Raw genomic sequence first — 22,176 nt, 5'->3', positions numbered from 1 at the left:
TCACCACTCGCCGTCCACGACGGGCTGGCCCGGTGCGTCTCCCAGCGGCTTCACCTGCTGGGGCGACGGCGGCTGCCACGGAGTGTGGTCGTCGCCGAGCCAGTCGCCGACCGGCTTGACGTCGCCGAGCGTGTCCGTGGGAGCGAGGTCCGCGGCGTCCTGGTCGTAGTAGTCGAACCAGGGCAGCCCGGCCCGGGTGTAGGCCGCCCGGTCGACGGGCGACGGCGGGGGCGCCTCGCCCGTGATGCGGCGCCACTCGGGCGGCGTCACGAGGTGTACGAAGACACGGCCGGCCGCCGCGGTCGCCCAGTCCGACAGCGGACGGTCGTCCTCGTAGACCTCCTGACGCATCGAGCCGCCGACGCCGAGCCCCATCGCCGCCGCGGCGCGCGGCGCACCGCCCGCCGGAGCCGGCGCCGGAGCGCCCCACTGGGGCGCGGAACCTGGCGCCATGGGCATCGCCGCGCCGTAGCCACCCGCCGCGGCGCTCCTGCGGCGCTGCTCCACCGCCTCCGCCAGCCGCCGCTGCTCCTCACGCCAGGCGTGCAGCGCGGTGTCGTTCAGCGGGAACGACTGCAGCTGTACGCCGCCCCACACCTCCTCGCCGGTGACCTGGCCCTCGACCGTGGCACCGAGACCGAGCGGGACCGCCACGAACTGACGGACCGTGCCCTTCCCGGAGTTGATGCCGTCGAGCCACGGCTGACGGGGCAGGACCACGTAGTTCTGCGGCTTCCGCGACGGCCCGGGGCTCCACGGCTTGCCGGAGACCGCGCACACCTTCCCGACGCCCACCTGGAGAGCGGCCGGTTCCGAGGTGCCGCCGAAGCTCAGCCACATCGCCTCGCGCAGATACACCGGCAGCATCACCCCGCCGCGCGCCAGCCACTCGGCGGGCACCGTCTCCGGGTAGTCCTCCACGCGCCGCAGCGGGAACTCGCCGAGCCCCGGGGGCAGGGGATGCGTACCCGTCTCGGGCAGGCGCAGGGTGCGGATGAACCGGACCTGGACACCGCCCGCCAGCCGCAGTGAGTTCCCGTCGATCCGCACGGTGCCGTCGGCCATCCGTAACTCCCTCTGTCTTCATATGGACATGTCGTTCCGCGGTCGCCATGGACGTCCGTCGTCGGGACGTCGTACGGCGATCAGCACGTCACGTAGTACGACGTGACGGGGCGGTACGGTTCCGCCGGGCGGAGCGCAGCCGTCGGCGGAGGCGGTCCAGGCGGGGCATGCGATCGCGCTGTTCCTGCGCGCAGCGGTCCAGCTCCTCCAGGAGCCGGCGCGATCGGTGCTCCATGTCGAGTTCGTCGAGTATCCGGGTGACCTCGGTGAGGACGGCCCCGTGGAACTGCCACTGCCGGGCGTCCCGCTGGACCTCCTCCAGGAGGAGCTGGCCCAGCTTGTCGCGGGTGGCGGTCGCGGCGACGAGCTCGGAGGCGAGCCGGGACTCCGCCGACTCCGCGCTGTGACTGACATCCGTGGTGACGAGGACGGCGAAGCTGACCACCGCGTCCCCGACCTCGGCGAGCAACTGCTCCAGGGTCGCCCCGATCTCCGTCTCGAACAACGGCTCGGGCGCCCGCTCCTTGGCGAGGTCCGTGAGGGTGCGGGCGAGGACCCGCAGCACCACCGTGCAGATCTCCAGCGTGTCGAGGCCGGTGCGCAGCACGACCCGGTGCAGCAGCCCCTCCCGTACACGCGGATTGAGCCGCAGGCTGTCCTCGGCCTGTTTGAGGGCCGCGTCCACGTCGACGATGTCGTGGTCGAGCTCCCGTGCCTCGTGGAGCCGCGCCGCCGCGACCGCCACCGGAGTGCGGCCGGCGGCCTCCTCGCCGACGCGCAGCAGCAACTGCCGCATCCTGCGCGCCAGATCCTCGATGGAGTCGCCCGCCGCGCCGACCCACACCGGGGGAGCGAACAGCAGATTGCAGCCGAACCCCACCAGAGCGCCGATCACCGTCTCCAGGATCCGCGCCCAGGCCGTGTCGCCGACCCGGGTGACACCGAGGACCAGCATCGCGCTGATCGCCACCTCGGGCACGAACTCGCTGACCCGTACCAGGTGTCCGACGGCCAGCGAGGCGAGGATGAGCAACCCCAGGCTCCACCAGGTCAGCCCCACGAGGGCGCTGAAGCCGATGGCGATGAGGACGCCCGCCACCACGGCGTTGACCCGTCGTATGCCGGTCGTGAGGGTGGCGTAGAGCGTGACCTGGACGACGAGGAGCGCGGTCAGGGGAGCGGTGAGAGGCGCGGCCTCGGGACTGAACCGCAGCGCCACCACGTACGCGATCGTCGCGGCGGCCGCGGAACGGACCGTCTGGACGATCACCGGCTCCTGGCGCCACTTCGCGACCCGGGCCCTGCCCGCGGCCCACGCCTCACGTACATCTCGCATCCTTGGGCACTTCCCGTTCCACAGCCGCACCGAACCAGTCCAGACGGCGCAGCTCACCCGAGACGATGGCAAGGAGGCACAGGCCGAGCGGCCAGTCTGACACGGCCGAGAACGCGTTGACCAGGGCCGTTCGTGCCCCGTCCGCGTCGCACGCGGCGGCCGTCCTGAGGAAGACCACAGGCGTGCGCACGTGGCTGACCTCAGGAGAGAACGGGGGTGTGCCGGATGGTCCCGGGCCGTGTTCGCGCGCGAGCCTTGGATCATGAAATGGCATAGGTCGGGATTCGTCTTAGCCCTGCTCGTCTGTCTCGGCATCGTGGCGTCCGGCGCGACACCGGCGTCGGCCGCACCCACGGACAGGGAGGTCGTCGAGGCCCTTCAGCGCGCCGCCCATCCGCTGCGAACCGTCGAACCGCGGGGCGACACCCGCGATCTCCGCCCCCTCGCCCGCATGATCGGTGACGCACGTGTCGTGGGCCTGGGCGAGGCCACCCACAGCTCGCACGACTTCTTCGCCATGAAGCACCGCGTCTTCCGCCATCTCGTCGAGGAGAAGGGCTTCCGCACCTTCGCCCTGGAGGCCAGCTGGAGCACGGGCCTGCGCCTGAACGACTACGTCCTGTACGGCACCGGCGACCCGCGGCGCATCATGCGGGACGAGTTCCAGCGCGACTACCGGCTGTGGAACAACTCCGAGTACCTGGAACTCGTCGAGTGGATGCGCGCGTACAACCGCCAGCACCCGGACGATCCGGTGCGGTTCATGGGCGACGACTTCGCCTACAACGGCCCCGAGCTGTACGACCTCGTCACCGACTATGTGGCCCGCAACCACCCCGGCCTGCTGGACCGTGTCAACAGGCTCTACCGCGGCCTGCGTCCGACCGTCCAGGCCGGCGAGTACATCGAGCGGTACCTGAACCGTCCGCTCGCCGAACGCAGGGAGATGGCGGTCAGGACCGGTGAGGCACTGGAGCTGATCAAGGGCGCCAGTGGGGCCGGCGAGGCGTACGACTGGGCGGTCCAGCACGCGACAGCCATCGACCAGACAGCCCGCGGGTACGACTTCGACGCCGAGGACCCCGAGCAGGTCGCCGCCTGCATGCTCTACCGCGACCGGATCATGGCGGACAACGTGGCCTGGTGGCAGCGGCACACAGGCGCCAAGGTCCTGCTGTCGGCGCACAACGCCCACGTCGGCTATGTGACGCACGAGCCGGAGTGGTACCCGAAGATGCAGGGCGCGTTCCTGCGTGACGCACTCGGCCGTGACTACGTCAGCGTCGGATTCACCTTCGACCGGGGCTCGTTCAACGCGACGGGACCGGACGGCAGGCTCCAGCGCTTCACGGTGGGGCCGGCGGCCCCGGGGAGCAACGAAGCCACCCTGGACCGCGTGCGCCACCGTGACTACGTACTCGACCTGCGTACCGCCCCGGCCGCCGCCCGTGCGTGGCTGTCGACGGCGAGGCCGACGCGCAGCATAGGCACGGACTACCCGGAAGCGGACCGCGACATCGCACTCGCCCCGTCCCACGACATCCTCATCCACCTTCACCGGGTGGAGGCCTCGCGGCTGCGGGACGGTTAGGCGCGGCGATCCGTCAGGCGTACAGCCGGTCCAGGAAGGCCGACAGATGGCCGGTCGCTCGGGCGATCTGCTGGTCCAGGGTGAGGCTCTCCTCGATACGGGAGCCGGAGTCGAGCTGTTTCCTGCCGCGTAGGTAGAGGGAGCAGGCGAGGTCGGCGCACATGTAGATGCCGACCGAGTTGCCCTCGCGGCCGGCCGGCCCCGTCTTGCGTGCCGTCATCAGGGAGACGCCGTTGCCCGGGTGGGTCGTCAGGCAGACCGAGCACATGCTGCGGTGCGGGAAGCCGCGTTGCCGGGAGGGGAAGCGCAGGGTCACACCGGTGAGCCGGTCGGCCCGCTCGGTCACCAGATAGCTTCGGTCGGGTGCTCCGGGGTCTCGCCAGCCCAGGAAGTCCAGGTCGTCCCATGGTCGTTCCGCCAGATCGCGCGGTATCGGCAGTCGTTTGGCCTCGCCCTTGGAACAGTTGATGAAACAGGTTCGGATGTCCTGCTCGGTGAGTGGTCTCATTGTGAGGGGTTCTCCTGGTGAGTCGTGACCGGCTGGGCTGAACCTAGGGGTACTAGGTTCTGACCTAGGCTACTTAGTCGCGTCGAGGGAGATCCAGTGAATTTCGGGGACACCGGCTCACCGCGGGCGCGGGCCCTGCTCCATGTCGCGGCGCTGTCGTCCGGGCCCGCCGTCGATCCGGCACTGAGGGTGACGCTGAATCTGCACCCGGACCGGCTGGCGCGCGGGCGCCCGATCCTGGAGGCGCTGGCCGAGGACGGCACGTACCACTCGCAGTTCGTCACGGGTACCAGTAACGGCGGGCTGACGGCGCGTCCGGGCGGCGACCGTTGGCGTTGGGAGAGCCGGATGTTCGGCGGGGCGTACGACGCGGCGGCCCCGCACGAGCGGCCGGTGTACGGCGCGCTGAACTTCCGGCACCAAGTGGTCGGCGCCGCACCGAGATTCGGCTCCGCGCACTTCCGGCTGACCTCGGACGCGCTGTGGCGTGCCACGTTCTGCTATCCCGACAGCTCTGTCGATCCGACGGCGTTCGGGGTCGCCGACGGGATGTCCCTCATCGGCCTGGCCGAGGCGGACGACCGGGACGCCCTCGACGACTACATCGAGGCGCAGGTGCACGGACGGGTCGCCCTGGAGCGGGACATGGAGGCACTGGTCCTGGACCCCTGCTACCGCGGCACCACCGTCGAGGCCGCGGCCCGGCGGCTGCCCTGCCCGGTCGAATGGCACCCCGGATACCGGCTCTCCGTCGAGGAGTTGAGCCGCCATCCGGATTTTCGCGGTCCGCGGTACGTCGAGTTGGGGGCGCGGATCGCCGAGGACGGGCACCTCGACCCTCGGGTCATCGGTGACGCCGCGCGCACGGGGCGTCACGACCCGCAGGACCTGAAGAAGGTGTGGCACTGCCTGGCCAGGTTCGGGGCGCCCGCCGGGCGACCCGCCTCGGCCGGCGAGGCTGCGGGCCGGGCGGCTCGTTAGCCGAGGGGAGCGGCGGACGGCGGCCAGGTGCCGGGGGTGAGCACGCCCAGGGCGTAGGCGCGGGCGACGAGTTCCGTCCGGTTGGCAGCGTTCCAGCGGCGGGTCAGGCGGCGCAGATGGTAGTTGACGCCGTCCACGGTGAGGCTTGTCTCGCGGGCGGCGTGCGCGGTGGTCGCGCCGCCCGCGAGCAGGGCCAGGATGCGGGCCTCGGCCGGAGTGGCGGGCGGCTCGGCGGGAGCGGGCGCCGGTGTCTTCGGCTCTTGCTCACCGAGCATCCGTAGCAGGACGAGCAGGGTGGTGGTCGCGTCGACGGTGTCGCTGACAGGGTCCGCCGTCAGCTCGCCGTACCGCTCGGTGCCGCCGGGGGTCCGCCAGCGGACCGAGATCTGGTAGCGCGAGCGGTGACGCAGACGCAGCGCCTGGGCGATGCGCTCCACCTGTGTCGCCTCCTGGGGCTGGAAGAGATCCAGTACGTCCCGGCCGCGGAGGCCTCCCGGAGTCGCGCCCCATTCCGCCGCCATCGCCGGGTTGGCCAGGATGATCGCCCCGTAGACGTCACACACCGCGATGGGCATGGGGATGCGGTCGAAGAGGGTCATGGCGCGGTTGCGCCAGACCACCGCGGATTCGGGAGGCACGTCGGACATGGTCAGGCGTCGTCGTCGCTGTCGTCGCTGTCGTCGTTGTCCGTGCGCGTGTTCGAGTTGGACAGGCGGAGTGCGAGCCCGCGCAGGAGTTCGGTGCTCTTGATGTCGATGCGGCCGGTGTCGTGGACCTCGGCGAGTTCCGAGAACAGGAAGGCGAAGGCGCCGACCAGGGAGATCGCCGCGGGCATCAGGGCGTCGACGACGGCCTGACCCGCCTCTGCCGGGGTCGCGTCGCCGGGGACCTCGACCGACGGGAACACCTCGGTCACCAGCCTGCCGAGCTGCGCCTCTCCGGCGTCTATGTCGACCTCGACATCCTCGTTGAGCCTGCGCACCATCTCCTGGGTCTCGGTCAGGACGCCGATGGCTCGCAGGATGATCTCGCTCTGTTCCATGTGGCGGAGCCTATGCGCTCCGCTTGTTCGGCGGGGGAGACGGCCGGGCGTGTGTGTTGGGTGCGGGTCCGCTGTGGCTGATCGCGCAGTTCCTCCCACCCCTGAAGGGGCGGGAGGGGTGACCGGTGCTTCAAGGGGCGCCCCGGTTGCAAGGGCCGCCGGACGGAAAGCGCTACACGATCGTGTAGCTCTGTGGCGCGAACGGTCCCGAGGACTGGTTGAAGCTGGGACGGCAGTGACTTCCGTACCACGAAAGGCAGTTGTCGCGTCATGCCCCCCACCGTGTCGCATCCGCAGGTCGTCGGGACCCTTGACGGTGTTCCTGTCGTCGACATTTCCGCCGTTGGACCCGGCCGCACCCCGCTGCAGCAGGTCATGGAGTTGAGCCGTGCCCACGGGTCGGTGCTCGTGCGGCGGCTGCACGGCCGGGACACCCTGTTCGTGAGTGACCTGGAGCTGGTGACCGAACTCGCCGACGAGACGCGGTTCGCCAAGCATGTCGGGCCCGCTCTGCAGAACGTGCGGGAGTTCGCCGCCGACGGACTCTTCACGGCGTACAACGACGAGCCGAACTGGGCCAAGGCGCACGACATCCTCATGCCGGCCTTCGCACTCGGGTCGATGCGGACGTATCACCCGGTGATGCTGAAGGTGGCGCGCAGGCTGATCGGCTCGTGGGATCGCGGGGCCCGGGACGGGGCTCCGGTGAACGTCCCCGACGACATGACGCGGATGACGCTCGACACCATCGGTCTTGCCGGGTTCGGCTACGACTTCGGGTCCTTCGAGCGGGACGAGCCGCATCCGTTCGTCGAGGCCATGGTCCGGTGCCTGGAGTGGAGCATGACCAGGCTGAGCCGTCTTCCCGGCCAGGACCACTCCGCGGCGGACGCGGCCTTCCAGAGCGACTCCGACTACCTGGCGCAGGTGGTCGACGACGTGATCGAGGCCCGGGTCTCCGAAGGAGACGGCACCGCCGACGACCTGCTCGGACTCATGCTCTCCGCCGAGCACCCCGCCGACGGCACCACGCTCGACACCGCCAACATCCGCAACCAGGTGATCACCTTCCTGATCGCGGGCCACGAGACCACGTCCGGCGCCATGTCGTTCGCGCTCCACTACCTCTCCAAGCACCCCGCCGTGCTCCAGCTCGTACAGCGTGAGGTGGACGCGTTGTGGGGCGACACGGCCGACCCCGAGCCGACGTTCGAGGAGGTCGGGCAGCTCGCGTACACCCGGCAGGTGCTCAACGAAGCGCTGCGGCTGTGGCCGACGGCCGCCGTGTTCGGCAGGCACGCACGTGAGGACACGCTGCTCGGCGGGCGGATCCCGGTGCGGGCCGGGCAGGGCGTCATGGTGCTCGCTCCGATGCTGCACCGGCAGCCGGTGTGGGGCGACAACCCCGAGCTGTTCGACCCCTCGCGCTTCACACCGGAGGCGGAGGCCGCGCGCTCACCGCATGCGTTCAAGCCGTTCGGCACCGGTGAACGCGCCTGTATCGGGCGGCAGTTCGCGCTCCACGAGGCGACCATGCTGCTGGCGATGCTCGTCCACCGCTACCGGCTGCGCGACCACGCCGACTACCGGCTCACGGTGAAGGAGACGCTGACACTGAAGCCCGACGGCTTCACGCTCACGCTCACCCCGCGCGCGACGGCCGACCGGGAGCACGCCCAACTCCCGGGCGCCGTGCGGCAACAGGACACGGTGGCCGACGAGAGGACGCTGCCCGCCCGGGTACGATCCGGCACCCGAGCGCTCTTCCTGCACGGCAGTAACTACGGGACCTGTCGTGAGTTCGCCGCTCAAATGGCCGACGAGGCAGCCGTGTTGGGGTGCGAGACCGAGGTGGCGGCGCTGGACGCGTACGCCGACGGGCTGCCCACCGGCCGCCCCGTCGTCATCACCGCGGCCTCCTACAACGGCCGGCCCACCGACGACGCCACCGCGTTCGCCGCCTGGCTCGACGGGGCCCCGGCCGCGCCGGACCTGACGTACGCCGTCCTGGGAGTCGGCGACCGCAACTGGGCCGCCACGTACCAGCACTTCCCGACCCGCATCGACGACCGGCTGGCCGGACTGGGCGGTACCCGGCTCCTGGACCGCGCGGCCGCCGACGCCTCGGGCGACCTGAACGGGACCGTCCGCGGCTTCACCGCCGAGCTGCGCACCGCCCTGCTGGAGAAGTACGGCGACCCCGACGCCACGGACGACACCGCACCGGACGACACGGCGGCCTACGAGGTCCGTACGCTGACCGGCGGCCCCCTCGACACGCTCGCCGCCCGGCACGACCTCGTCCCGATGACGGTCACCGAGGCCTACGACCTCACCGCCCCAGGGCACCCGCGGACCAAGCGCTTCGTGCGGCTCGCGCTGCCCGACGGCACCGCCTACCGCACCGGCGACCACCTCACCGTGCTGCCCGTCAACTCGCCGGAACTCGTCGAGAGGGCAGCGACCGCGCTCGGCGTGGACCTCGACGACGTGCTCGACATCCGGGCGAGTCGTCCGCGCCGCGACGGGATCGCAGTGGACCGGCCATTGACGGTCCGTCAACTGCTCCTGCACCACGTGGAGTTGCAGGAGCGTCCCACCGCCGACCGGTTGGCGGTACTCGCCGCCACCAACCCGTGCCCGCCGGAACGGGCCGCCCTCGCCAAGCTCCAGGACTCCGATCCGCGCACCCTGATCGAGCTCGTCGAGGCGTACCCCGCGCTGTGCGGCGCACTGGACTGGCCGCTGCTGCTCGAAGAGATCCTCACGCCGCTGCGCCCCCGCACCTACTCGATCTCGTCCTCGCCCGCCACCGACCCCTCTCACGCCGACCTGATGGTCTCGCTGCTGGAGGCGCCGGCCCGCTCGGGGAACGGCATCTACACGGGGACCGGCTCCGGTCATCTGAGCGCGGTCAAGCCGGGTGACACGGTGCTCGCCCGGGTCCAGCCGTGCCGGGAGGCCTTCCGCGTCGACCACTCGGCACCGGTCGTCATGGTGGCCGCGGGAACGGGCCTCGCCCCCTTCCGCGGAGCCATCGCCGACCGTGCCGCTGTCGGCAGCCAACTGGCCCCCGCTCTCTGCTACTTCGGCTGCGACGCCCCGGACGCGGACTTCCTGCACGCCGAGGAGCTCCTCGCCGCCGAGACCGCCGGAGCCGTCTCCCTGCGCCCTGCCTTCAGTGCGGCTCCCGTCGACGGCGTGAGCTTCGTCCAGCACCGGATCGCCGCCGAGGCGGACGAGGTGTGGGACCTGCTGAACTCCGGTGCCCGCGTCTATGTCTGCGGCGACGGTTCACGGATGGCACCCGGGGTGCGCGACGCCTTCCGTATCCTGTACCGGGACCGTACGCAGGACGCCGACGACGCGGCCTGCGAGCGGTGGCTCGACGAGCTGATCGCGGCGGGCCGCTATGTGGAGGACGTCTACGCGGCCGGGTGAGTCGCGCGGCGGCGGTCGCCGACCGAGCGACGCAACGACGAGAACGGGGTGGGGCGGAATGTCGGAGGAGCGGGCCCGACGGATCCTGGAGGCGGCCGGGTTCCCGCCCGGCAGCCTCGTCGGCTGCCGGGCGATGAGCGGCGGGACGTACAACACCGTCGAGGAACTCCGCCTCACCGACGGCAGCCGGTACATGTTGAAGATCCCGCCCCCGCCGGCCGTCCCCGGCATGAGCCACGAGCGTGAACTCCTCGTCTCGGAGGCGGAGTTCTACCGCGCCGCCGCCACGGTCGACCTGCCCGCGCCGCGAGTCGTGCACGTCTGCCTGGACGCGCCCGAAGGCTCCCACCTCCTGATGACGGCCTGCCCCGGCGATTCATGGGACACCTACCCAGAGGCTGAACAGGCAACTCTGCGCCGGGAGTTGGGGCGACATGTGGCCCGCCTCCACCAGGTGACCGGCCCCGGCTTCGGCTACCCGTCCGGTGCCCTCGGCCCCCTGTCCGCAGACTGGCGTACGGCCTTCACCGCCATCTACGACGCCGTCCTTGAGGACGCCCGCCGGTACGAGGCCTGGCTGCCGCGCCCGGTGGACGAGGTGGCCCGCGCGGCCAAGTCGGCGTACGACGCCCTGGACGAGGTCACGGTCCCGCGCCTGGTGCACTTCGACCTGTGGCAGGGGAACATCCTGGTCGACCGCCCGGAAGGTGGCGGCGAGCCCAGGATCGGCGGACTGATCGACGGCGAGCGGATGTTCTGGGGAGACCCGCTCGCCGACTTCGTCTCGCTGGCGCTGCTCGGTGACATCGGGAAGGACCACGACTTCCTGACGGGATATCAAGAAGAGGGCGGACAAGCTGAGTTCACCCACTCGGCCCGTCAACGCCTCGCCCTCTACCGCAGCTATCTCTACCTGATCATGCTCATCGAGACCGTCCCGCGTGGCGCGGGGGACGAGCAGGTCGCCTGGGTCAGGGAACGCGTCGCCCCGGAACTCACCGCGGCCCTGGACGAACTGGGCCAGTGAGCCTCGGACTCGGCCGGCGAGCCTCGGACTCGGCCAGTGAGTCCCGGACTCGGTCGGTGAGCTCCGGAGGAACTCCGCCGGTGAGCCTCAGGCCGCCCTCCGCGCCCTCCCGCCGTGCTCCCGGATGATCTCCGCGTACCGTCGCCCGCTGCCCTTCACCGTGCGCCGCTGCGTCCGGTAGTCGACGTGCACGAGCCCGAAACGCTTGTCGTAGCCGTACGCCCACTCGAAGTTGTCCAGCAGCGACCAGGCGAAGTAGCCCGCCAGTGGAGCCCCCTTGCGGGCGGCCGACGCGCAGGCAGCCAGATGCTGTTCCAGGTACAGGGCGCGCTCGGGGTCGTCGACCGTACCGTCGGCGCGGACGACGTCCGGGTAGGCGGAGCCGTTCTCGGTGACGTACAGCCGCCGGGCGCCGTAGTCGTCGGTGAGGCGCAGCAGCAGGCTCTCGATGCCGGACGCGTCGACCTCCCAGTCCATGCCCGTGCGCGGGATGCCCGGCCGGCGGACCGACCGGGCGAACGGAGCCGGGCCGCCGGGGTCGTCGGCCACGGCCGACGGGAAGTAGTAGTTGAGGCCCAGCCAGTTCAGCGGCTGGGCGATCGTTGCCAAGTCGCCCGCCCGCTCGGGCAGTTCGACTCCGTACGCCTCGCGCATGTCCGCCGGGAAGCCGCGGCCGTGCACCGGGTCGAGCCACCAGCGGTTGGTGTGGCCGTCCACGCGCCGGGCCGCCGCGATGTCCTCGGGGCGGTCGGTGGCCGGCTCGATGCTGGAGAGGTTGTTGACGATGCCGACCTCGGCGCCCGGGGCCGCGGCGCGGATCGCCTGCGTGGCGAGGCCGTGGCCGAGCAGCAGGTGGTACGAGGCGCGGACGGCCGCCGTGAGATCCGTGAGCCCGGGAGCCATCAGCCCTTCCAGGTGGCCGATCCATGCGGAGCACAGCGGCTCGTTGAGGGTCGTCCAGTGCCGGACCCGGTCACCGAGACGTTCGGCTACGGCCGTCGCGTACGCCGCAAGGTGGTACGCCGTGTCGCGCTCGGGCCAGCCGCCCCGGTCCTGGAGCACCTGCGGCAGATCCCAGTGGTAGAGCGTCACCGACGGGGTGATCCCCGCCTCCAACAGGCCGTCGACCAACGCGTCGTAGAAGTCGAGCCCCTTGGCGTTCACCGGACCGTCGCCGCCCGGCACGACCCGCGGCCAGGCCACCGACAGCCGGTACGCGTTGGTGCCCAGCTCCTTCATCAGGGCGATGTCCTCGCGCCAGCGGTGGTAGTGGTCGCAGGCGACGTCCCCGTGGTCGTCGCCGTCCACCCGTCCCGGCGTGTGCGAGAAGGTGTCCCAGATGGAGGGCGAGCGGCCGTCCTCGGCGACGGCACCCTCGATCTGGTACGCCGACGTGGCCGTCCCCCACACGAAGTCCTGGGGGAGCGCGGCGAGGTCGATGGTCACAGAAGTCCTTTCGGAGAAGGGGGAGTCGGAGCGCACGGAGGAGACGCGGGAGGTGGCGGAGTCGGTCACTTCACGGCCCCGGCGGTGAGCCCTGCGACCAGATAGCGCTGGAGCAGCAGGAACCCGGCGACCACGGGGACGCTCACGACGAGCGAGGCGGCCATGACCTGGTTCCAGTACACGTCGTTCTGTGTGGCGTAGCCCTGGAGGCCGACGGCGAGCGTGCGGGTGGTGTCGTTGGTCATCACCGACGCGAACAGCACCTCGCCCCACGCGGTCATGAACGCGTACACCGCGACCGCGACGATCCCGGGGACCGCGGCGGGCACGACGACCCGGAAGAGCGCGCCGAGCGGCCCGCAGCCGTCCACCATCGCCGCCTCGTCCAGGTCCCGCGGCACCGACTCGAAGTACCCGATCAGCATCCAGATCGAGAACGGCAGCGAGAACGTCAGATACGTGAGGATCAGACCGATCCGCGAGCCGAACAGTGCGATGCCGGTGGCGTTGCCGATGTTCACGTAGATCAGGAACAGCGGGAGCAGGAAGAGGATCCCGGGGAACATCTGGGTGGACAGCACGGTCACGGTGAACAGGCGCTTCCCGCGGAAGCGGTAGCGGCTCACCCCGTAGGCGGCGAAGATCGCGATCATCACCGAGAGAATCGTCGCCGTGCCCGCCACGATCAGCGAGTTGACGAAGTACTTGGCCAGCGGAACGGTCGACCAGATGTCGATGTAGGGGCGGATCGTCAGCCCGCTGGGCACCCAGCGGAACTCGCCCGACACGTCCTGCAGCGGTTTCAGCGAGCTGGACAGCATCACGTACACGGGCAGCAGGACGAAGCCGGTCAGCAGAGTGAGGAAGATCCGGCGCGACCAGAGGAAGGAGCGCGGCGCGGCCATCGGCGACCGCGGCGCCGACAGCGACCGCTTGGGCGGTGACTGGCTGGACGACTCCTTGGACAGTGACTGGCTAGACATCGGCGGCCCTCCGTCCGCGCGAGGTCAGGGCGAGGTAGACGCCCGTCACGACCAGCAGGAACAGCAACAGCAGCACGGACATCGCCGACCCCGTCCCGAAGTTCCAAGTCACGAACGACGACTGGTAGATGTGGATCGAGATCAGGTCCGCCGCCTCCGGAGCCGCCTTGCCGAACAGCACGTACGGCGTGTTGAAGTCGTTGAACGTCCACAGGAAGAGCACCAGGACCAGCACCTGGTTGACCGGCCGCAGCGAGGGCAGCGTGATGCGGCGGAGCTGCTGGAGCATGCCGGCCCCGTCGATGGCCGCCGCCTCGTACAGCTCCTTGGGGATGTTCTGCAGGCCCGCCATCACGATGAGGAAGGCGAAGGGCCAGCCCTTCCAGACCGACACGACGAGCAGCGCGACGAAGCTGTTGTCGCCGATCAGCCAGAAGGACGGGCTGTCGGTGAGGCCCAGCTGGTCGTGCAGCACGTGGTTCACCAGGCCGTTGTCACGCTGGAACATGAACGCCCAGGTGATGACGGCCGCGTAGACCGGAAGCGCGTACGGGACGAGGAAGATCGCCCTTAGGAGGCCGCGCCCGCGGAACGTCTCCTGCATGTAGACCGCGGCCGTCGTGCCGAGCAGCCAGCACAGGCCGACGGACAGCACGGTGAAGGCGCAGGTCACGACGAAGGAGTGGAGCAGCGCCTCGCCGACGGGCGCGTCGAAGTCCACGGACAGGCTGTAGTTGTCGAACCCCGCCCAGGGCGCGGCGCCCCAGTCGCGGATGTAGAACTGCGTGAGCTCCTTGAAGCTCATCACGATGCCGATGACCATCGGCACCAGATGCACGAGGAGTTCGAGCAGCAGGGCGGGCAGCAGGAGCAGATACGGCAGGGCGATACGGCGTACTCGCCCGGTGCGGCGGCGCGGGGTCGGCCCCGTCGCACCGGGCAACGCCTCCTCCCCGACCGCGGGTTGAGCGGTCACGGTCATCGAACGCTCACTTCTTCGGCATCTGCTGCTGAGCCTCGGAGAGCTTCTCCTCGACCGAGGCGGTCGTCACCGGCCGTCCGGCCGCCGCCTCCGCGAACAGCTCCTTCACGGCTGTGCCGACCGCCGTCTCGAACTGCGACTCGTTGGGCACCTGCGGCAGTGGGGCCGCGCTCTTGGCGAGCGTGTCCCGGATGACCTTCAGGGCGGGCGTGTTGAACGCGGGGTCCTGCTGGGCCGCCTTGACCGGCGGGATCGACCCGTAGGTCTTGTTGAGGATCGTCTGCTCGTCCGCGCTCGTCATGAAGTTCACGAACTTCACTGCGCCGTCGATGTTGTCGGTGTTCTTGAAGACGGCCAGGTTGATGCCCGCCACCATCGAGTTGACGGCGGTGTCCGCCCCCGGGCTGCCGGACTGGACCGGCACCGGCGCGACGCCCCACTCGTCGGCGCTCATGCCGTGTGCCTTGAGCGTGGTCGCGGCGGTCTGCCACAGCACCATCGCAGTCTTGTCCTTGGCGAAGTCCCGCAGCGACTGGTTCTGCGCGTACTCGGCGTTGCCGGGCGCGACGACCTTGTCCTTGCCCATCAGGTCGACGTACTGCTTGACCGCCGCGACGGCCCCGTCGGAGGTGAAGTCGGGCATCCCGTCGGCGTCGAAGAAGTCGGCGCCGTGCTGCTTGCCGAGGACGAAGACGTGGTGGATGTTCTCCGACGGGTTCGAACCCTCTGCGCCCAGCGCCCACTTGCCGTCCTTGGAGATCTTCTTCCCGTCGGCGACCAGGTCGTCCCAGGTGGCGGGCGGCCCGGATATCCCCGCGTCCGCGAACATCTTCTTGTTGTAGTAGAGCGCGTACGCCATCGAGTACAGCGGCACCGCCGCCGGATCCGAACCGGTCGCCCCGGCCGAACCGAGCGCCGACCCGACGAACCGGTCCCTGCCGCCGATCTTGCCGAAGTTCTCGGCGTCCCAGGGCACTAGAGCCCCCGTCGCCTGGAGCGAGGCCGACCATGTGTTGCCGATGTTGAGGACGTCCGGGCCCTGGCCCGAAGTGGCCGCGGCGAGAATGCGGTTGAGGAGGTCGGACCAGGGGATGACCTCCAACTCGACCTTGATCCCGGTGTCCTTCTCGAACTTCTTCAGCTCGGGCGTGAGGATCTTCTTGTCGGCCTCGATGCTCGGACCCTGGTTGGAGGCCCAGTAGGTGAGCGTCTTCGGCGAGTCGTTGGACCCGCCGTCCGTCGACGAGCCACCGCCGCAGGCGGTCACGGCGGCCAGCAGTGAGACGGTGACCGCGCTCGCGGCCGCGGCTCGGGTTCTGCGCATGACGTCTGGCGTCCCTTCCCGGAGGGCGATGCGCGAGGGCCCCGCGTTCACTTCCCGAACACCCTCACGGCTTAATTTAGAACGTGAGTTAAGACGCGGAGGAAACTCGCGTCAAGGGATGGCGCAGCGGTATCTTGCAGGTCGGGGGACGGCGGGAAGGAACCACATGGCGGGGCGGAACGGACGCACGGTGCGTGACCTGCGGCGGGGCAATCGCACAGCTGTGCTGCGGCGGCTCTACTTCGAGGGGCCGATGAGCCGCTTCGAGCTCGGCCCGGCCACCGGACTGAGTTCCGGTTCCATCAGCAATGTCGTCGCCGAGCTCGTCGCCGACGGTCTGGTGGAGGAGGCGGGCAGCGTCGACTCGGACGGGGGCCGCCCACGCACTCTGCTGCGGGTCGCCCCCGCCAGCGGTTACATGATCGGCGTGGACGTCGGCGAGACCCGCGTACGCGTCGAGCTCTTCGACCTGACCCTCACCGAACTCGCCCGCACGGAACGGCCCTTGGAGCATCAGGGCTACGACGTCGACGTCATCGTCGGCCACATCCGCGACGGCATCGCGGAGGTCCTCGGCGCCGCCGGGATCGCCCCGGAGAGGCTGCTGGGCGTCGGCATCGGAGTGCCCGGGATCGTGGAGCGCACCCCGGCCGAGGGCGCCGTGGTGCACGGCCAGACCATCGGCTGGCCGGCCGTCCCGCTGGAGTCCCTGCTCCGAACCGCCTGCGGGCTCCCGGACTCCGTCCCGTACTTCACCGACAACGGAGCCAAGACGCTCGGCCAGGCCGAGATGTGGTTCGGCGCCGGACGCGGCGCGGACAACGCGGTCGTCGTCCTCTTCGGCTCCGGCGTCGGCGCCAGTCTCGTCACGGACGACGTGGAGCGGGGTCGGGCCGTGGAGTGGGGGCATCTGACCGTACGGGTCAGGGGGCGCCGCTGCCGGTGCGGTGCGCTCGGCTGTCTGGAGGCCTACGCGGGTGCCGAAGCCCTCCTGGAGCGCTGGGAGGAGGCGGGCGGACGGCCACCGAAGCGGGTCGACGAGGAGACCGCCCTCACCGCGATGCTTGCCGCCGCCTATCCCGCCGACGGCTCGGCGGCCGACCCGATGGCGCTCGCCGTGCTGGAGGAGACGGCCGAGTACCTGGGCGCGGGCCTGTCCGACCTGATCAACCTCTTCCAGCCCGAGCGCATCCTGATCGGCGGCTGGGCCGGACTCCAGCTCGGCTCCCGCTTCCTGCCCGCCGTCCGCGAACACGCCGTCTCGTACGCGCTGCGCCATCCCGCCGAGCGGGTCACCATCGAGCTCGGCGCCCTCGGCCCCGACGCGGTCACGGTCGGCGCCGCGATCCTCCCGCTCGCCGACTTCTTCGCCCGCGGCGGACGACGCCCGGGCCCCGTACCGGGCGACAACCAGCTCCCGGCATGGCGCGCGGCCATGGAGGAACGCTCCCCGCACTGACGCCCTCCGGGGGTTTCACCGGCCGCGTCGGCAGGTACCCGCACCAGGGCCGACAAGGACGAGTTCCGTCCGGTCCGTCCGGCAAAGGGTTCCGTCCGACGAGGAGTGCCGCCGGGCGGGGAGTGCCACCGGGCCGGGAGTTCGGGTCGGCCAGGAGTTTCACCCGACGAGGAGGGGAGCGCGCCGTGAGCGACGACCGGACGAAGAGGCCCGAGGAGGACGCGGGTCCCGTCCCCCGGGACATGCCGGACCAGCAGGCCCAGGAGGGCGGGGACCGCTGGGACATCACGCCCGCCGACCCCACGCGGCGCGAGGGCTCCGCCGAGGACGCGCCGGAGCAGCACACCGACATCCCCGACACCGACGAGGCGGGCACACGACGCCGGGGCGACGAGCACTCCAGCAGCACCGTGCACCCCGAACACCCGGGGCCGGAGGAGTCTCCGGCCTGAGCGGACGAGGCGGAGCCGCGTGACGTCACAGCCCCGCGCCGCTCAGGGGGTCTGCGGCGAACCGGACGTCACCGGCCCGCGCGGTCGTGGTCGGGCGGGTGCTCAGGCGAAGGCGTTCACGCCCGTGAGTTCTGCGGAGAGGCGGAGAAAGGGAAAGGCCCCGACCGGACGGGGGAATCACGGTCGGGGCCGTCTGTGGGTGGCCACGGATGGCGGTCGCCTCTCGGCGGAATGCTCCACAGGGCTTCAGCCGAACGATCTTCCCTGTGGGCGGAAGGTGAGGCCCGGGGACACTGTTCCATCCGCACCCACAGTTCATTCAACGGGAAACTACTGGTGAGTGTTCCCAGCTCCGCTCGGCGTTTTCCCGTGACGTGTGTCACGAGCGTGGAGGTGCGCCCGACGGGGCGGCGGAGCGGTCGCGGCCGATGAGCCGCCATGGGGAGGCGGCGGTCAGGGACCGGGCACGCCCGACGGGGTCTCACGACGCCCCGTCCACGCCAGCAGCTCCTCCGCGGTCCAGGTATTGACCACGCGCTCCGGAGGCACCCCGCACTCCTCGGCCCGCGCGCATCCGTACACCTGCCAGTCGAGCTGACCGGGCGCGTGGGCGTCGGTGTCCACGGAGAACAGCACACCCGCTGCGACCGCCCGGCGGAGCAGCCGGCGCGGTGGGTCGAGCCGCTCCGGGCGGCTGTTGATCTCGACCGCCGTGCCTGTCTCCGCGCAGGCGGCGAAGACCTCGTCCGCGTCGAACTCCGACTCGGGCCGCCCACGCCCGGTGACCAGCCGCCCCGTGCAGTGCCCCAGTACGTCGGAGTGCGGATCGCGTACGGCGGCGACCATCCGGCGCGTCATCGCGGCCGCGTTCATCCGCAGCTTGGAGTGCACGGACACGACCACGAGATCGAGCCGGTCCAGCAGTTCGGGCTCCTGGTCCAGGGACCCGTCGTCGAGGATGTCGCACTCGATTCCGGTGAGCAGCCGGAAGGGAGCCCAGTGCTCGTTGAGTTCCGCGACGAGGGCGAGCTGTTCCCGCAGCCGCTCGGGGGACAGCCCGCGCGCCACCGTGAGCCGCGGCGAGTGGTCGGTCAGCACCGCATACTCGTGCCCGAGCCGCGCCGCCGTACGGCCCATCTCCTCGACGGGGCTGCCGCCGTCCGACCAGTCCGAGTGCAGATGACAGTCGCCGCGCAGCAGCGCCCGCAGTTCCTCCCCGCCCCGCACGAGAGGGCCCGCTGCCGCCTGTTCCTGTTCCAGCTTCTCCAGATAGCCCGGCGTCTGTCCGTCCAGCGCCTCGCGCACCACCTGCGCGGTCTTCGGCCCGATGCCCTTCAGGGACTCCAGCGACCTCTCGGCGGACCGCCGGGCCACCTCGTCGGCGGGCAGCCCCGTGACCACGCCCTCCGCCGTGCGGAACGCCTGTACGCGGTAGGTGGGGGCCAGGGACCGCTCCAGCAGGAACGCGATCCGGTCCAGGGCCTCGGCCGGGTCCATGGCTCCAGCGTGGCGCAGCCGGCCGCGGCCCGCACGGCAGCCGACATGGCCGCCTTGTGCCACCATGAACTGCGACCTCGTACGGACGCCGGGCACACCGGCGCCGCCGAGTGCCACGACGACCGACAGCGCCGCCCGGGCAGGCTTATCGGCGGCACGCGTGTGGAACCGGTGGGATCATGACTGAAATCGCAAGCCCCTACATCTCGCACCCCCGGATCACGGTCCTGGGCGTTCAGCCCGGCGATCCGCCCTTCCGTATCGTGGAGATCGACGGCGCTGTCATCGGCGAGGCCAGGAGCTTCACGGACGTCCTGATGGCCGCCGCGGCGTACGGGATTCCGGTGCATGACGCCGATGACCCCGCGGTGGTGCGGTGGGTCGGCGGCGACAAGCTCACCTGGCATCTGCGCTAGCGGTCCGCCGGGGAGCGTGGGTACACCGCGGGCCGGTGGGGGCTTGTCGCGCCCGCGCGGCGGAGCCGCATGGTGTCCCAGCCCCGCGCCCCTGCCCGGGGCGCGCTGTGCGTCTCGTCCGCTGTTCGGGTGAATGCTCGGGGGAGCGCGCGGACCTGGGGTTTTCGCGCCGTGGTGAGCCGTCGCGGACGGGACGGCTTCGTGCATCGGCAGGTGTCGGGAGGCGAGCGTGGCCGCGCATGGGACCGCTCCCACTAGGGCACTTTGATCTTGGCGGTCACCGTGATCACGATCCGGCCCGGTCGCCCTGCGCGTATCCCTCCCTCGTACGACTGGAGTCGTCATGTTCCGTCGCCTCGCCCTGCCCGGTGCCCTGCTCGCCGCCGTCGCCGTCCTGGGCGCGGCTCCCGCCACGACGGCCGCGCCCACGGCACCCGCCGCGGGCTCCGTGTGCTTCTGGACCGGGGCCGGACAGCACGGCACGTCCTGGTGCTACACACCACCGGGCGATACGGACGTACCGGAGTCCGTGCACGACAAGGCGGCCTCGTTCCGCTCGGACGCGGACACCGCCGTGTACGCCATCGACTGGGCCCGCGGCACCTGCTACTACCGGCTGATCCGGGCGCACGACCTGGCCGACAACTGGCCCTGGGGCGCCCGGCTCGACGGGGTGTCCGACACCACGATGGGCTGCGAGGTCGGCTGAGCCGTGCGACTGCCGCGTGCGCTCGGCGCCGCCGCCTTGGCCGTCCTGGCGCTGCTGACGCTGGGCGGCTGCGCCGCGACGACCGGCGGGGGACGGGACGCGCCCGCGCTGCCCAGGACCCAGCGGGAGCGGGACGACCTCATCAAGGCCGCTCAGCAGGTTCTCGTCGAACGGTGCCTGGCCGGGCGGGGACTGTCCTCGAAAGTAGCCGTCGGCGAACGGCAGAGGGACGGAAAGGGCGACGCCGCGGATCGGCGGATGCAGGACGCCCTCTTCGGCCGCGGCCGTCCCGAACTGTCCATCACCCTCGCCACCGGATACACCGTCAAGGCGCACACCGACGGCTGCCTCGCCGCCGCGCAGCGCGAGCTGTACGGGGACGAGCGGCGCTGGTTCCGCGCCGAGGTCGTCGTGAACAACCTCCGCGCCGAGGCCGGGCTGCGACTGAAGGACGACCCCGACTACCGCGCGGCGCACGGCCGTTGGGCCCACTGCGCCACACCTGACGAGGGCTCCGGGCCCGAGCGGCCCACCCCGTCCGTCGCCGCGCGCTGCGCACGCGAGAGCGGCCTCGACGAGGTGCGCGCCCGGCTGGCACCGGCCCTGCTGGACCAGGTCCGCGCCGACCGGCGCGACCAGTTGACCACCTACCGGCAGCTGCGCACCCGCGCACTGCACCGCGCGGCGGATCTGTACGCCGAGCGGACCGTTCCGGAGAACCGAGAGAAAGGCAGTTCCCCTTCGTGATCATCAAGCGCTTCGCCGTCTCCGCCGCCGCGGCCGTCCTCGCCCTGAGCGGCGGTCTGGCCCTGGCCTCGCCCGCCGGCGCCGCCAGCTGTCCGAGCGGTGAGTTCTGCGTCTGGGAGAACGCGAACTTCGCCGGTCAGCGAGCCAACTGGTCGGGCGACGACGGCTGGTGGGAGAGCTGGATCGCCGACACCGACTCCTCCTGGGCCAACCACGGCATCTCCGGACCCGGCATCAAGGACCACGTCAGGGTGTACGAGAACTCCGGGCAGGGCGGCGACATGACGATCTGCCTCTCACCCGGACAGGAGGTCGGTTACAACGGCGTGGCCAACGACCGGGGCGACTCGCACACGTGGGCCATGAACTGCTGACAGCCACCGGCCGCGCGCCCGACGGGTGACCTCAGGAGGGGAGCGGCACGCCCGAGCGATCGGGCGTGCCGCGTGACGAACGGGTCGCACGACGGGGTTCGTGACGAATGTGCGGTAGCTGTCCGGGAACGGCAACAGCGACGGAGGAGAGCACAACGCCCGCCGGGGGGCGGCGGGTCTGCTCCTGTGACCAGCCCAAACTCATGGGCACAGCAAGGAAAAACGGGGTACCTCACATGTTCCGCACCGTCACGCGCCCGACCAGGCCCGTCGCGCTCGCCCTCGGTTGCGCGGCCGTCCTCGGACTCGGACTCGCTTCCACCGCACCGGCCTCCGCCGCACCTGCCGTGGACCCGAACGGCCGCTACACCGCTGAGGAGATCCACACCTTCCTCGGGGACTTCTACGGCGACCACGGGCCCGGCGACTTCGCCCGGAAGTACGGCATCTCCGAGCACCTGAAGGAGAAGGTCGCGCAGAGCGAGGGCGTCGACGTCCTGCTCTGCGCGCAGAACGAGCCGCGGTCCATCGACATCGGCCCGGTCAGCACGGCCCAGTCCGCGGGTGTCGGCTACGCCACGGTGACCACGCACTGGGGCGAGCAGGGCGAGGACACGGCGACCTTCACGGCGTACGTCGGTCTGGACGCCACGCGGCCGATCCAGCTGCAGGACACGGACTGCGGGGCGACCGGCTGACAGGCCGGTGCGGGCGTACGGCCGGCTTCCCGCGTCAGTCGGCCGTACGCCCGCACCGGCTGCGGGTGGTGCTCCCGCACCGGCGGGTGGTGCTCCCG

Annotated in this window: 22 protein-coding genes; 11 read left to right on the top strand and 11 right to left on the bottom strand. The window is 71.0% G+C overall.

The window, feature by feature from the left end:
• The 3 genes from ACH4YP_RS00630 to ACH4YP_RS00620 all read right to left on the bottom strand — a co-directional run bounded on the left by ACH4YP_RS00630 (window position 1) and on the right by ACH4YP_RS00620 (window position 2,591).
• A complete protein-coding gene (locus ACH4YP_RS00630) occupies window positions 1-1,065 on the bottom strand; it encodes a hypothetical protein (RefSeq protein ID WP_398488693.1) in 1,065 nt (354 codons plus the stop codon).
• An 88-nt stretch (window positions 1,066-1,153) separates the two neighbouring features.
• On the bottom strand, window positions 1,154-2,401 hold the full coding sequence (locus tag ACH4YP_RS00625) for an aromatic acid exporter family protein (protein ID WP_398488692.1): 1,248 nt from the start codon (window positions 2,399-2,401) through the stop codon (window positions 1,154-1,156).
• Complete coding sequence (locus ACH4YP_RS00620) at window positions 2,385-2,591, bottom strand: hypothetical protein (protein ID WP_398488691.1); 207 nt, start codon at window positions 2,589-2,591, stop codon at window positions 2,385-2,387. Before ACH4YP_RS00620 ends, ACH4YP_RS00625 begins: the two co-directional genes overlap by 17 nt.
• 72 nt (window positions 2,592-2,663) lie before the next feature.
• Here ACH4YP_RS00620 and ACH4YP_RS00615 point away from each other — a divergent pair, with 72 nt between their 5' ends.
• Window positions 2,664-3,992 carry an erythromycin esterase family protein gene (locus ACH4YP_RS00615; RefSeq protein WP_398488689.1) on the top strand — a complete coding sequence of 443 codons (1,329 nt, stop codon included), beginning with the start codon at window positions 2,664-2,666 and terminating at the stop codon, window positions 3,990-3,992.
• A 13-nt stretch (window positions 3,993-4,005) separates the two neighbouring features.
• On the opposite strand, the gene ACH4YP_RS00610 is transcribed toward ACH4YP_RS00615, so the two are convergent.
• Complete coding sequence (locus tag ACH4YP_RS00610; RefSeq protein WP_398488688.1) at window positions 4,006-4,500, bottom strand: FBP domain-containing protein; 495 nt, start codon at window positions 4,498-4,500, stop codon at window positions 4,006-4,008.
• Between the two features lie 96 nt (window positions 4,501-4,596).
• Here ACH4YP_RS00610 and ACH4YP_RS00605 point away from each other — a divergent pair, with 96 nt between their 5' ends.
• On the top strand, window positions 4,597-5,481 hold the full coding sequence (locus tag ACH4YP_RS00605; RefSeq protein WP_398488687.1) for a DUF3626 domain-containing protein: 885 nt from the start codon (window positions 4,597-4,599) through the stop codon (window positions 5,479-5,481).
• On the opposite strand, the gene ACH4YP_RS00600 is transcribed toward ACH4YP_RS00605, so the two are convergent.
• Together ACH4YP_RS00600 and ACH4YP_RS00595 are read right to left on the bottom strand one after the other, a co-directional pair.
• The gene (locus ACH4YP_RS00600) at window positions 5,478-6,128 is read right to left on the bottom strand and encodes a PAS domain-containing protein (RefSeq protein ID WP_361052564.1); all 651 of its coding nucleotides are present in this window, start codon (window positions 6,126-6,128) and stop codon (window positions 5,478-5,480) included. The two genes, ACH4YP_RS00605 and ACH4YP_RS00600, sit on opposite strands and share 4 nt — an antisense overlap.
• 2 nt (window positions 6,129-6,130) lie before the next feature.
• Window positions 6,131-6,523, bottom strand: coding sequence for a hypothetical protein (locus ACH4YP_RS00595; RefSeq protein ID WP_361052567.1), 393 nt, complete (start codon window positions 6,521-6,523; stop codon window positions 6,131-6,133).
• A gap of 270 nt (window positions 6,524-6,793) precedes the next feature.
• Here ACH4YP_RS00595 and ACH4YP_RS00590 point away from each other — a divergent pair, with 270 nt between their 5' ends.
• Window positions 6,794-9,964, top strand: a complete 3,171-nt coding sequence (locus ACH4YP_RS00590; protein WP_398488686.1) for a cytochrome P450 — start codon at window positions 6,794-6,796, stop codon at window positions 9,962-9,964.
• 58 nt (window positions 9,965-10,022) lie between these two features.
• Window positions 10,023-10,991, top strand: a complete 969-nt coding sequence (locus ACH4YP_RS00585; RefSeq protein ID WP_361052573.1) for an aminoglycoside phosphotransferase family protein — start codon at window positions 10,023-10,025, stop codon at window positions 10,989-10,991.
• A gap of 87 nt (window positions 10,992-11,078) precedes the next feature.
• On the opposite strand, the gene ACH4YP_RS00580 is transcribed toward ACH4YP_RS00585, so the two are convergent.
• From ACH4YP_RS00580 to ACH4YP_RS00565, 4 genes are all read right to left on the bottom strand, one after another.
• Window positions 11,079-12,437, bottom strand: a complete 1,359-nt coding sequence (locus tag ACH4YP_RS00580) for a GH1 family beta-glucosidase (RefSeq protein ID WP_361052576.1) — start codon at window positions 12,435-12,437, stop codon at window positions 11,079-11,081.
• A gap of 65 nt (window positions 12,438-12,502) precedes the next feature.
• A complete protein-coding gene (locus ACH4YP_RS00575; RefSeq protein WP_361052579.1) occupies window positions 12,503-13,420 on the bottom strand; it encodes a carbohydrate ABC transporter permease in 918 nt (305 codons plus the stop codon).
• The gene (locus ACH4YP_RS00570; RefSeq protein WP_361052582.1) at window positions 13,413-14,402 is read right to left on the bottom strand and encodes a sugar ABC transporter permease; all 990 of its coding nucleotides are present in this window, start codon (window positions 14,400-14,402) and stop codon (window positions 13,413-13,415) included. The genes ACH4YP_RS00575 and ACH4YP_RS00570 overlap by 8 nt, the downstream gene beginning before the upstream one ends.
• Window positions 14,403-14,409: 7 nt before the next feature.
• Window positions 14,410-15,726, bottom strand: coding sequence for a sugar ABC transporter substrate-binding protein (locus tag ACH4YP_RS00565; RefSeq protein WP_361052586.1), 1,317 nt, complete (start codon window positions 15,724-15,726; stop codon window positions 14,410-14,412).
• A 166-nt stretch (window positions 15,727-15,892) separates the two neighbouring features.
• On the opposite strand from ACH4YP_RS00565, the gene ACH4YP_RS00560 reads away from it, so the two are divergent.
• Window positions 15,893-17,185, top strand: a complete 1,293-nt coding sequence (locus ACH4YP_RS00560; protein WP_398488685.1) for an ROK family protein — start codon at window positions 15,893-15,895, stop codon at window positions 17,183-17,185.
• 185 nt (window positions 17,186-17,370) lie between these two features.
• The gene (locus ACH4YP_RS00555) at window positions 17,371-17,637 is read left to right on the top strand and encodes a hypothetical protein (RefSeq protein ID WP_361052592.1); all 267 of its coding nucleotides are present in this window, start codon (window positions 17,371-17,373) and stop codon (window positions 17,635-17,637) included.
• A gap of 453 nt (window positions 17,638-18,090) precedes the next feature.
• On the opposite strand, the gene ACH4YP_RS00550 is transcribed toward ACH4YP_RS00555, so the two are convergent.
• Window positions 18,091-19,134, bottom strand: coding sequence for a PHP domain-containing protein (locus tag ACH4YP_RS00550; protein WP_361052595.1), 1,044 nt, complete (start codon window positions 19,132-19,134; stop codon window positions 18,091-18,093).
• Window positions 19,135-19,313: 179 nt separating this feature from the next.
• Between ACH4YP_RS00550 and ACH4YP_RS00545 the strand changes: the two genes are divergently transcribed.
• The 5 genes from ACH4YP_RS00545 (at window position 19,314) to ACH4YP_RS00525 (ending at window position 22,078) form a co-directional block, all read left to right on the top strand.
• A complete protein-coding gene (locus ACH4YP_RS00545) occupies window positions 19,314-19,550 on the top strand; it encodes a hypothetical protein (RefSeq protein WP_200394372.1) in 237 nt (78 codons plus the stop codon).
• 343 nt (window positions 19,551-19,893) lie between these two features.
• The gene (locus ACH4YP_RS00540; RefSeq protein WP_361052598.1) at window positions 19,894-20,259 is read left to right on the top strand and encodes a hypothetical protein; all 366 of its coding nucleotides are present in this window, start codon (window positions 19,894-19,896) and stop codon (window positions 20,257-20,259) included.
• Window positions 20,260-20,262: 3 nt separating this feature from the next.
• Window positions 20,263-21,006 carry a hypothetical protein gene (locus ACH4YP_RS00535; protein WP_361052601.1) on the top strand — a complete coding sequence of 248 codons (744 nt, stop codon included), beginning with the start codon at window positions 20,263-20,265 and terminating at the stop codon, window positions 21,004-21,006.
• 2 nt (window positions 21,007-21,008) lie between these two features.
• Window positions 21,009-21,380 (top strand): peptidase inhibitor family I36 protein, encoded by a 372-nt coding sequence (locus ACH4YP_RS00530; RefSeq protein WP_189844258.1) that lies wholly within the window; start codon window positions 21,009-21,011, stop codon window positions 21,378-21,380.
• A gap of 236 nt (window positions 21,381-21,616) precedes the next feature.
• Window positions 21,617-22,078, top strand: coding sequence for a hypothetical protein (locus tag ACH4YP_RS00525; RefSeq protein WP_361052604.1), 462 nt, complete (start codon window positions 21,617-21,619; stop codon window positions 22,076-22,078).
• Window positions 22,079-22,176: the final 98 nt, after the last annotated feature.

Origin of the sequence: Streptomyces sp. NPDC020747, assembly GCF_044334695.1 — a bacterium.
Classification (GTDB): Bacteria; Actinomycetota; Actinomycetes; order Streptomycetales; family Streptomycetaceae; genus Streptomyces.
This window is presented reverse-complemented; position numbering and strand designations above follow the sequence as displayed.

What these genes read in the sequence shown, in the direction of transcription:
- ACH4YP_RS00540 (WP_361052598.1), top strand. Translation starts at nt 19,894, where the DNA reads ATGTTCCGTCGCCTCGCCCTGCCCGGTGCCCTGCTCGCCGCCGTCGCC.
- ACH4YP_RS00550 (WP_361052595.1), bottom strand. Translation starts at nt 19,134, where the DNA reads ATGGACCCGGCCGAGGCCCTGGACCGGATCGCGTTCCTGCTGGAGCGG.
- ACH4YP_RS00585 (WP_361052573.1), top strand. Translation starts at nt 10,023, where the DNA reads ATGTCGGAGGAGCGGGCCCGACGGATCCTGGAGGCGGCCGGGTTCCCG.
- ACH4YP_RS00590 (WP_398488686.1), top strand. Translation starts at nt 6,794, where the DNA reads ATGCCCCCCACCGTGTCGCATCCGCAGGTCGTCGGGACCCTTGACGGT.
- ACH4YP_RS00600 (WP_361052564.1), bottom strand. Translation starts at nt 6,128, where the DNA reads ATGTCCGACGTGCCTCCCGAATCCGCGGTGGTCTGGCGCAACCGCGCC.
- ACH4YP_RS00560 (WP_398488685.1), top strand. Translation starts at nt 15,893, where the DNA reads ATGGCGGGGCGGAACGGACGCACGGTGCGTGACCTGCGGCGGGGCAAT.
- ACH4YP_RS00525 (WP_361052604.1), top strand. Translation starts at nt 21,617, where the DNA reads ATGTTCCGCACCGTCACGCGCCCGACCAGGCCCGTCGCGCTCGCCCTC.
- ACH4YP_RS00565 (WP_361052586.1), bottom strand. Translation starts at nt 15,726, where the DNA reads ATGCGCAGAACCCGAGCCGCGGCCGCGAGCGCGGTCACCGTCTCACTG.
- ACH4YP_RS00595 (WP_361052567.1), bottom strand. Translation starts at nt 6,523, where the DNA reads ATGGAACAGAGCGAGATCATCCTGCGAGCCATCGGCGTCCTGACCGAG.
- ACH4YP_RS00575 (WP_361052579.1), bottom strand. Translation starts at nt 13,420, where the DNA reads ATGTCTAGCCAGTCACTGTCCAAGGAGTCGTCCAGCCAGTCACCGCCC.
- ACH4YP_RS00625 (WP_398488692.1), bottom strand. Translation starts at nt 2,401, where the DNA reads ATGCGAGATGTACGTGAGGCGTGGGCCGCGGGCAGGGCCCGGGTCGCG.
- ACH4YP_RS00610 (WP_398488688.1), bottom strand. Translation starts at nt 4,500, where the DNA reads ATGAGACCACTCACCGAGCAGGACATCCGAACCTGTTTCATCAACTGT.
- ACH4YP_RS00545 (WP_200394372.1), top strand. Translation starts at nt 19,314, where the DNA reads ATGACTGAAATCGCAAGCCCCTACATCTCGCACCCCCGGATCACGGTC.
- ACH4YP_RS00570 (WP_361052582.1), bottom strand. Translation starts at nt 14,402, where the DNA reads ATGACCGTGACCGCTCAACCCGCGGTCGGGGAGGAGGCGTTGCCCGGT.
- ACH4YP_RS00630 (WP_398488693.1), bottom strand. Translation starts at nt 1,065, where the DNA reads ATGGCCGACGGCACCGTGCGGATCGACGGGAACTCACTGCGGCTGGCG.
- ACH4YP_RS00615 (WP_398488689.1), top strand. Translation starts at nt 2,664, where the DNA reads ATGAAATGGCATAGGTCGGGATTCGTCTTAGCCCTGCTCGTCTGTCTC.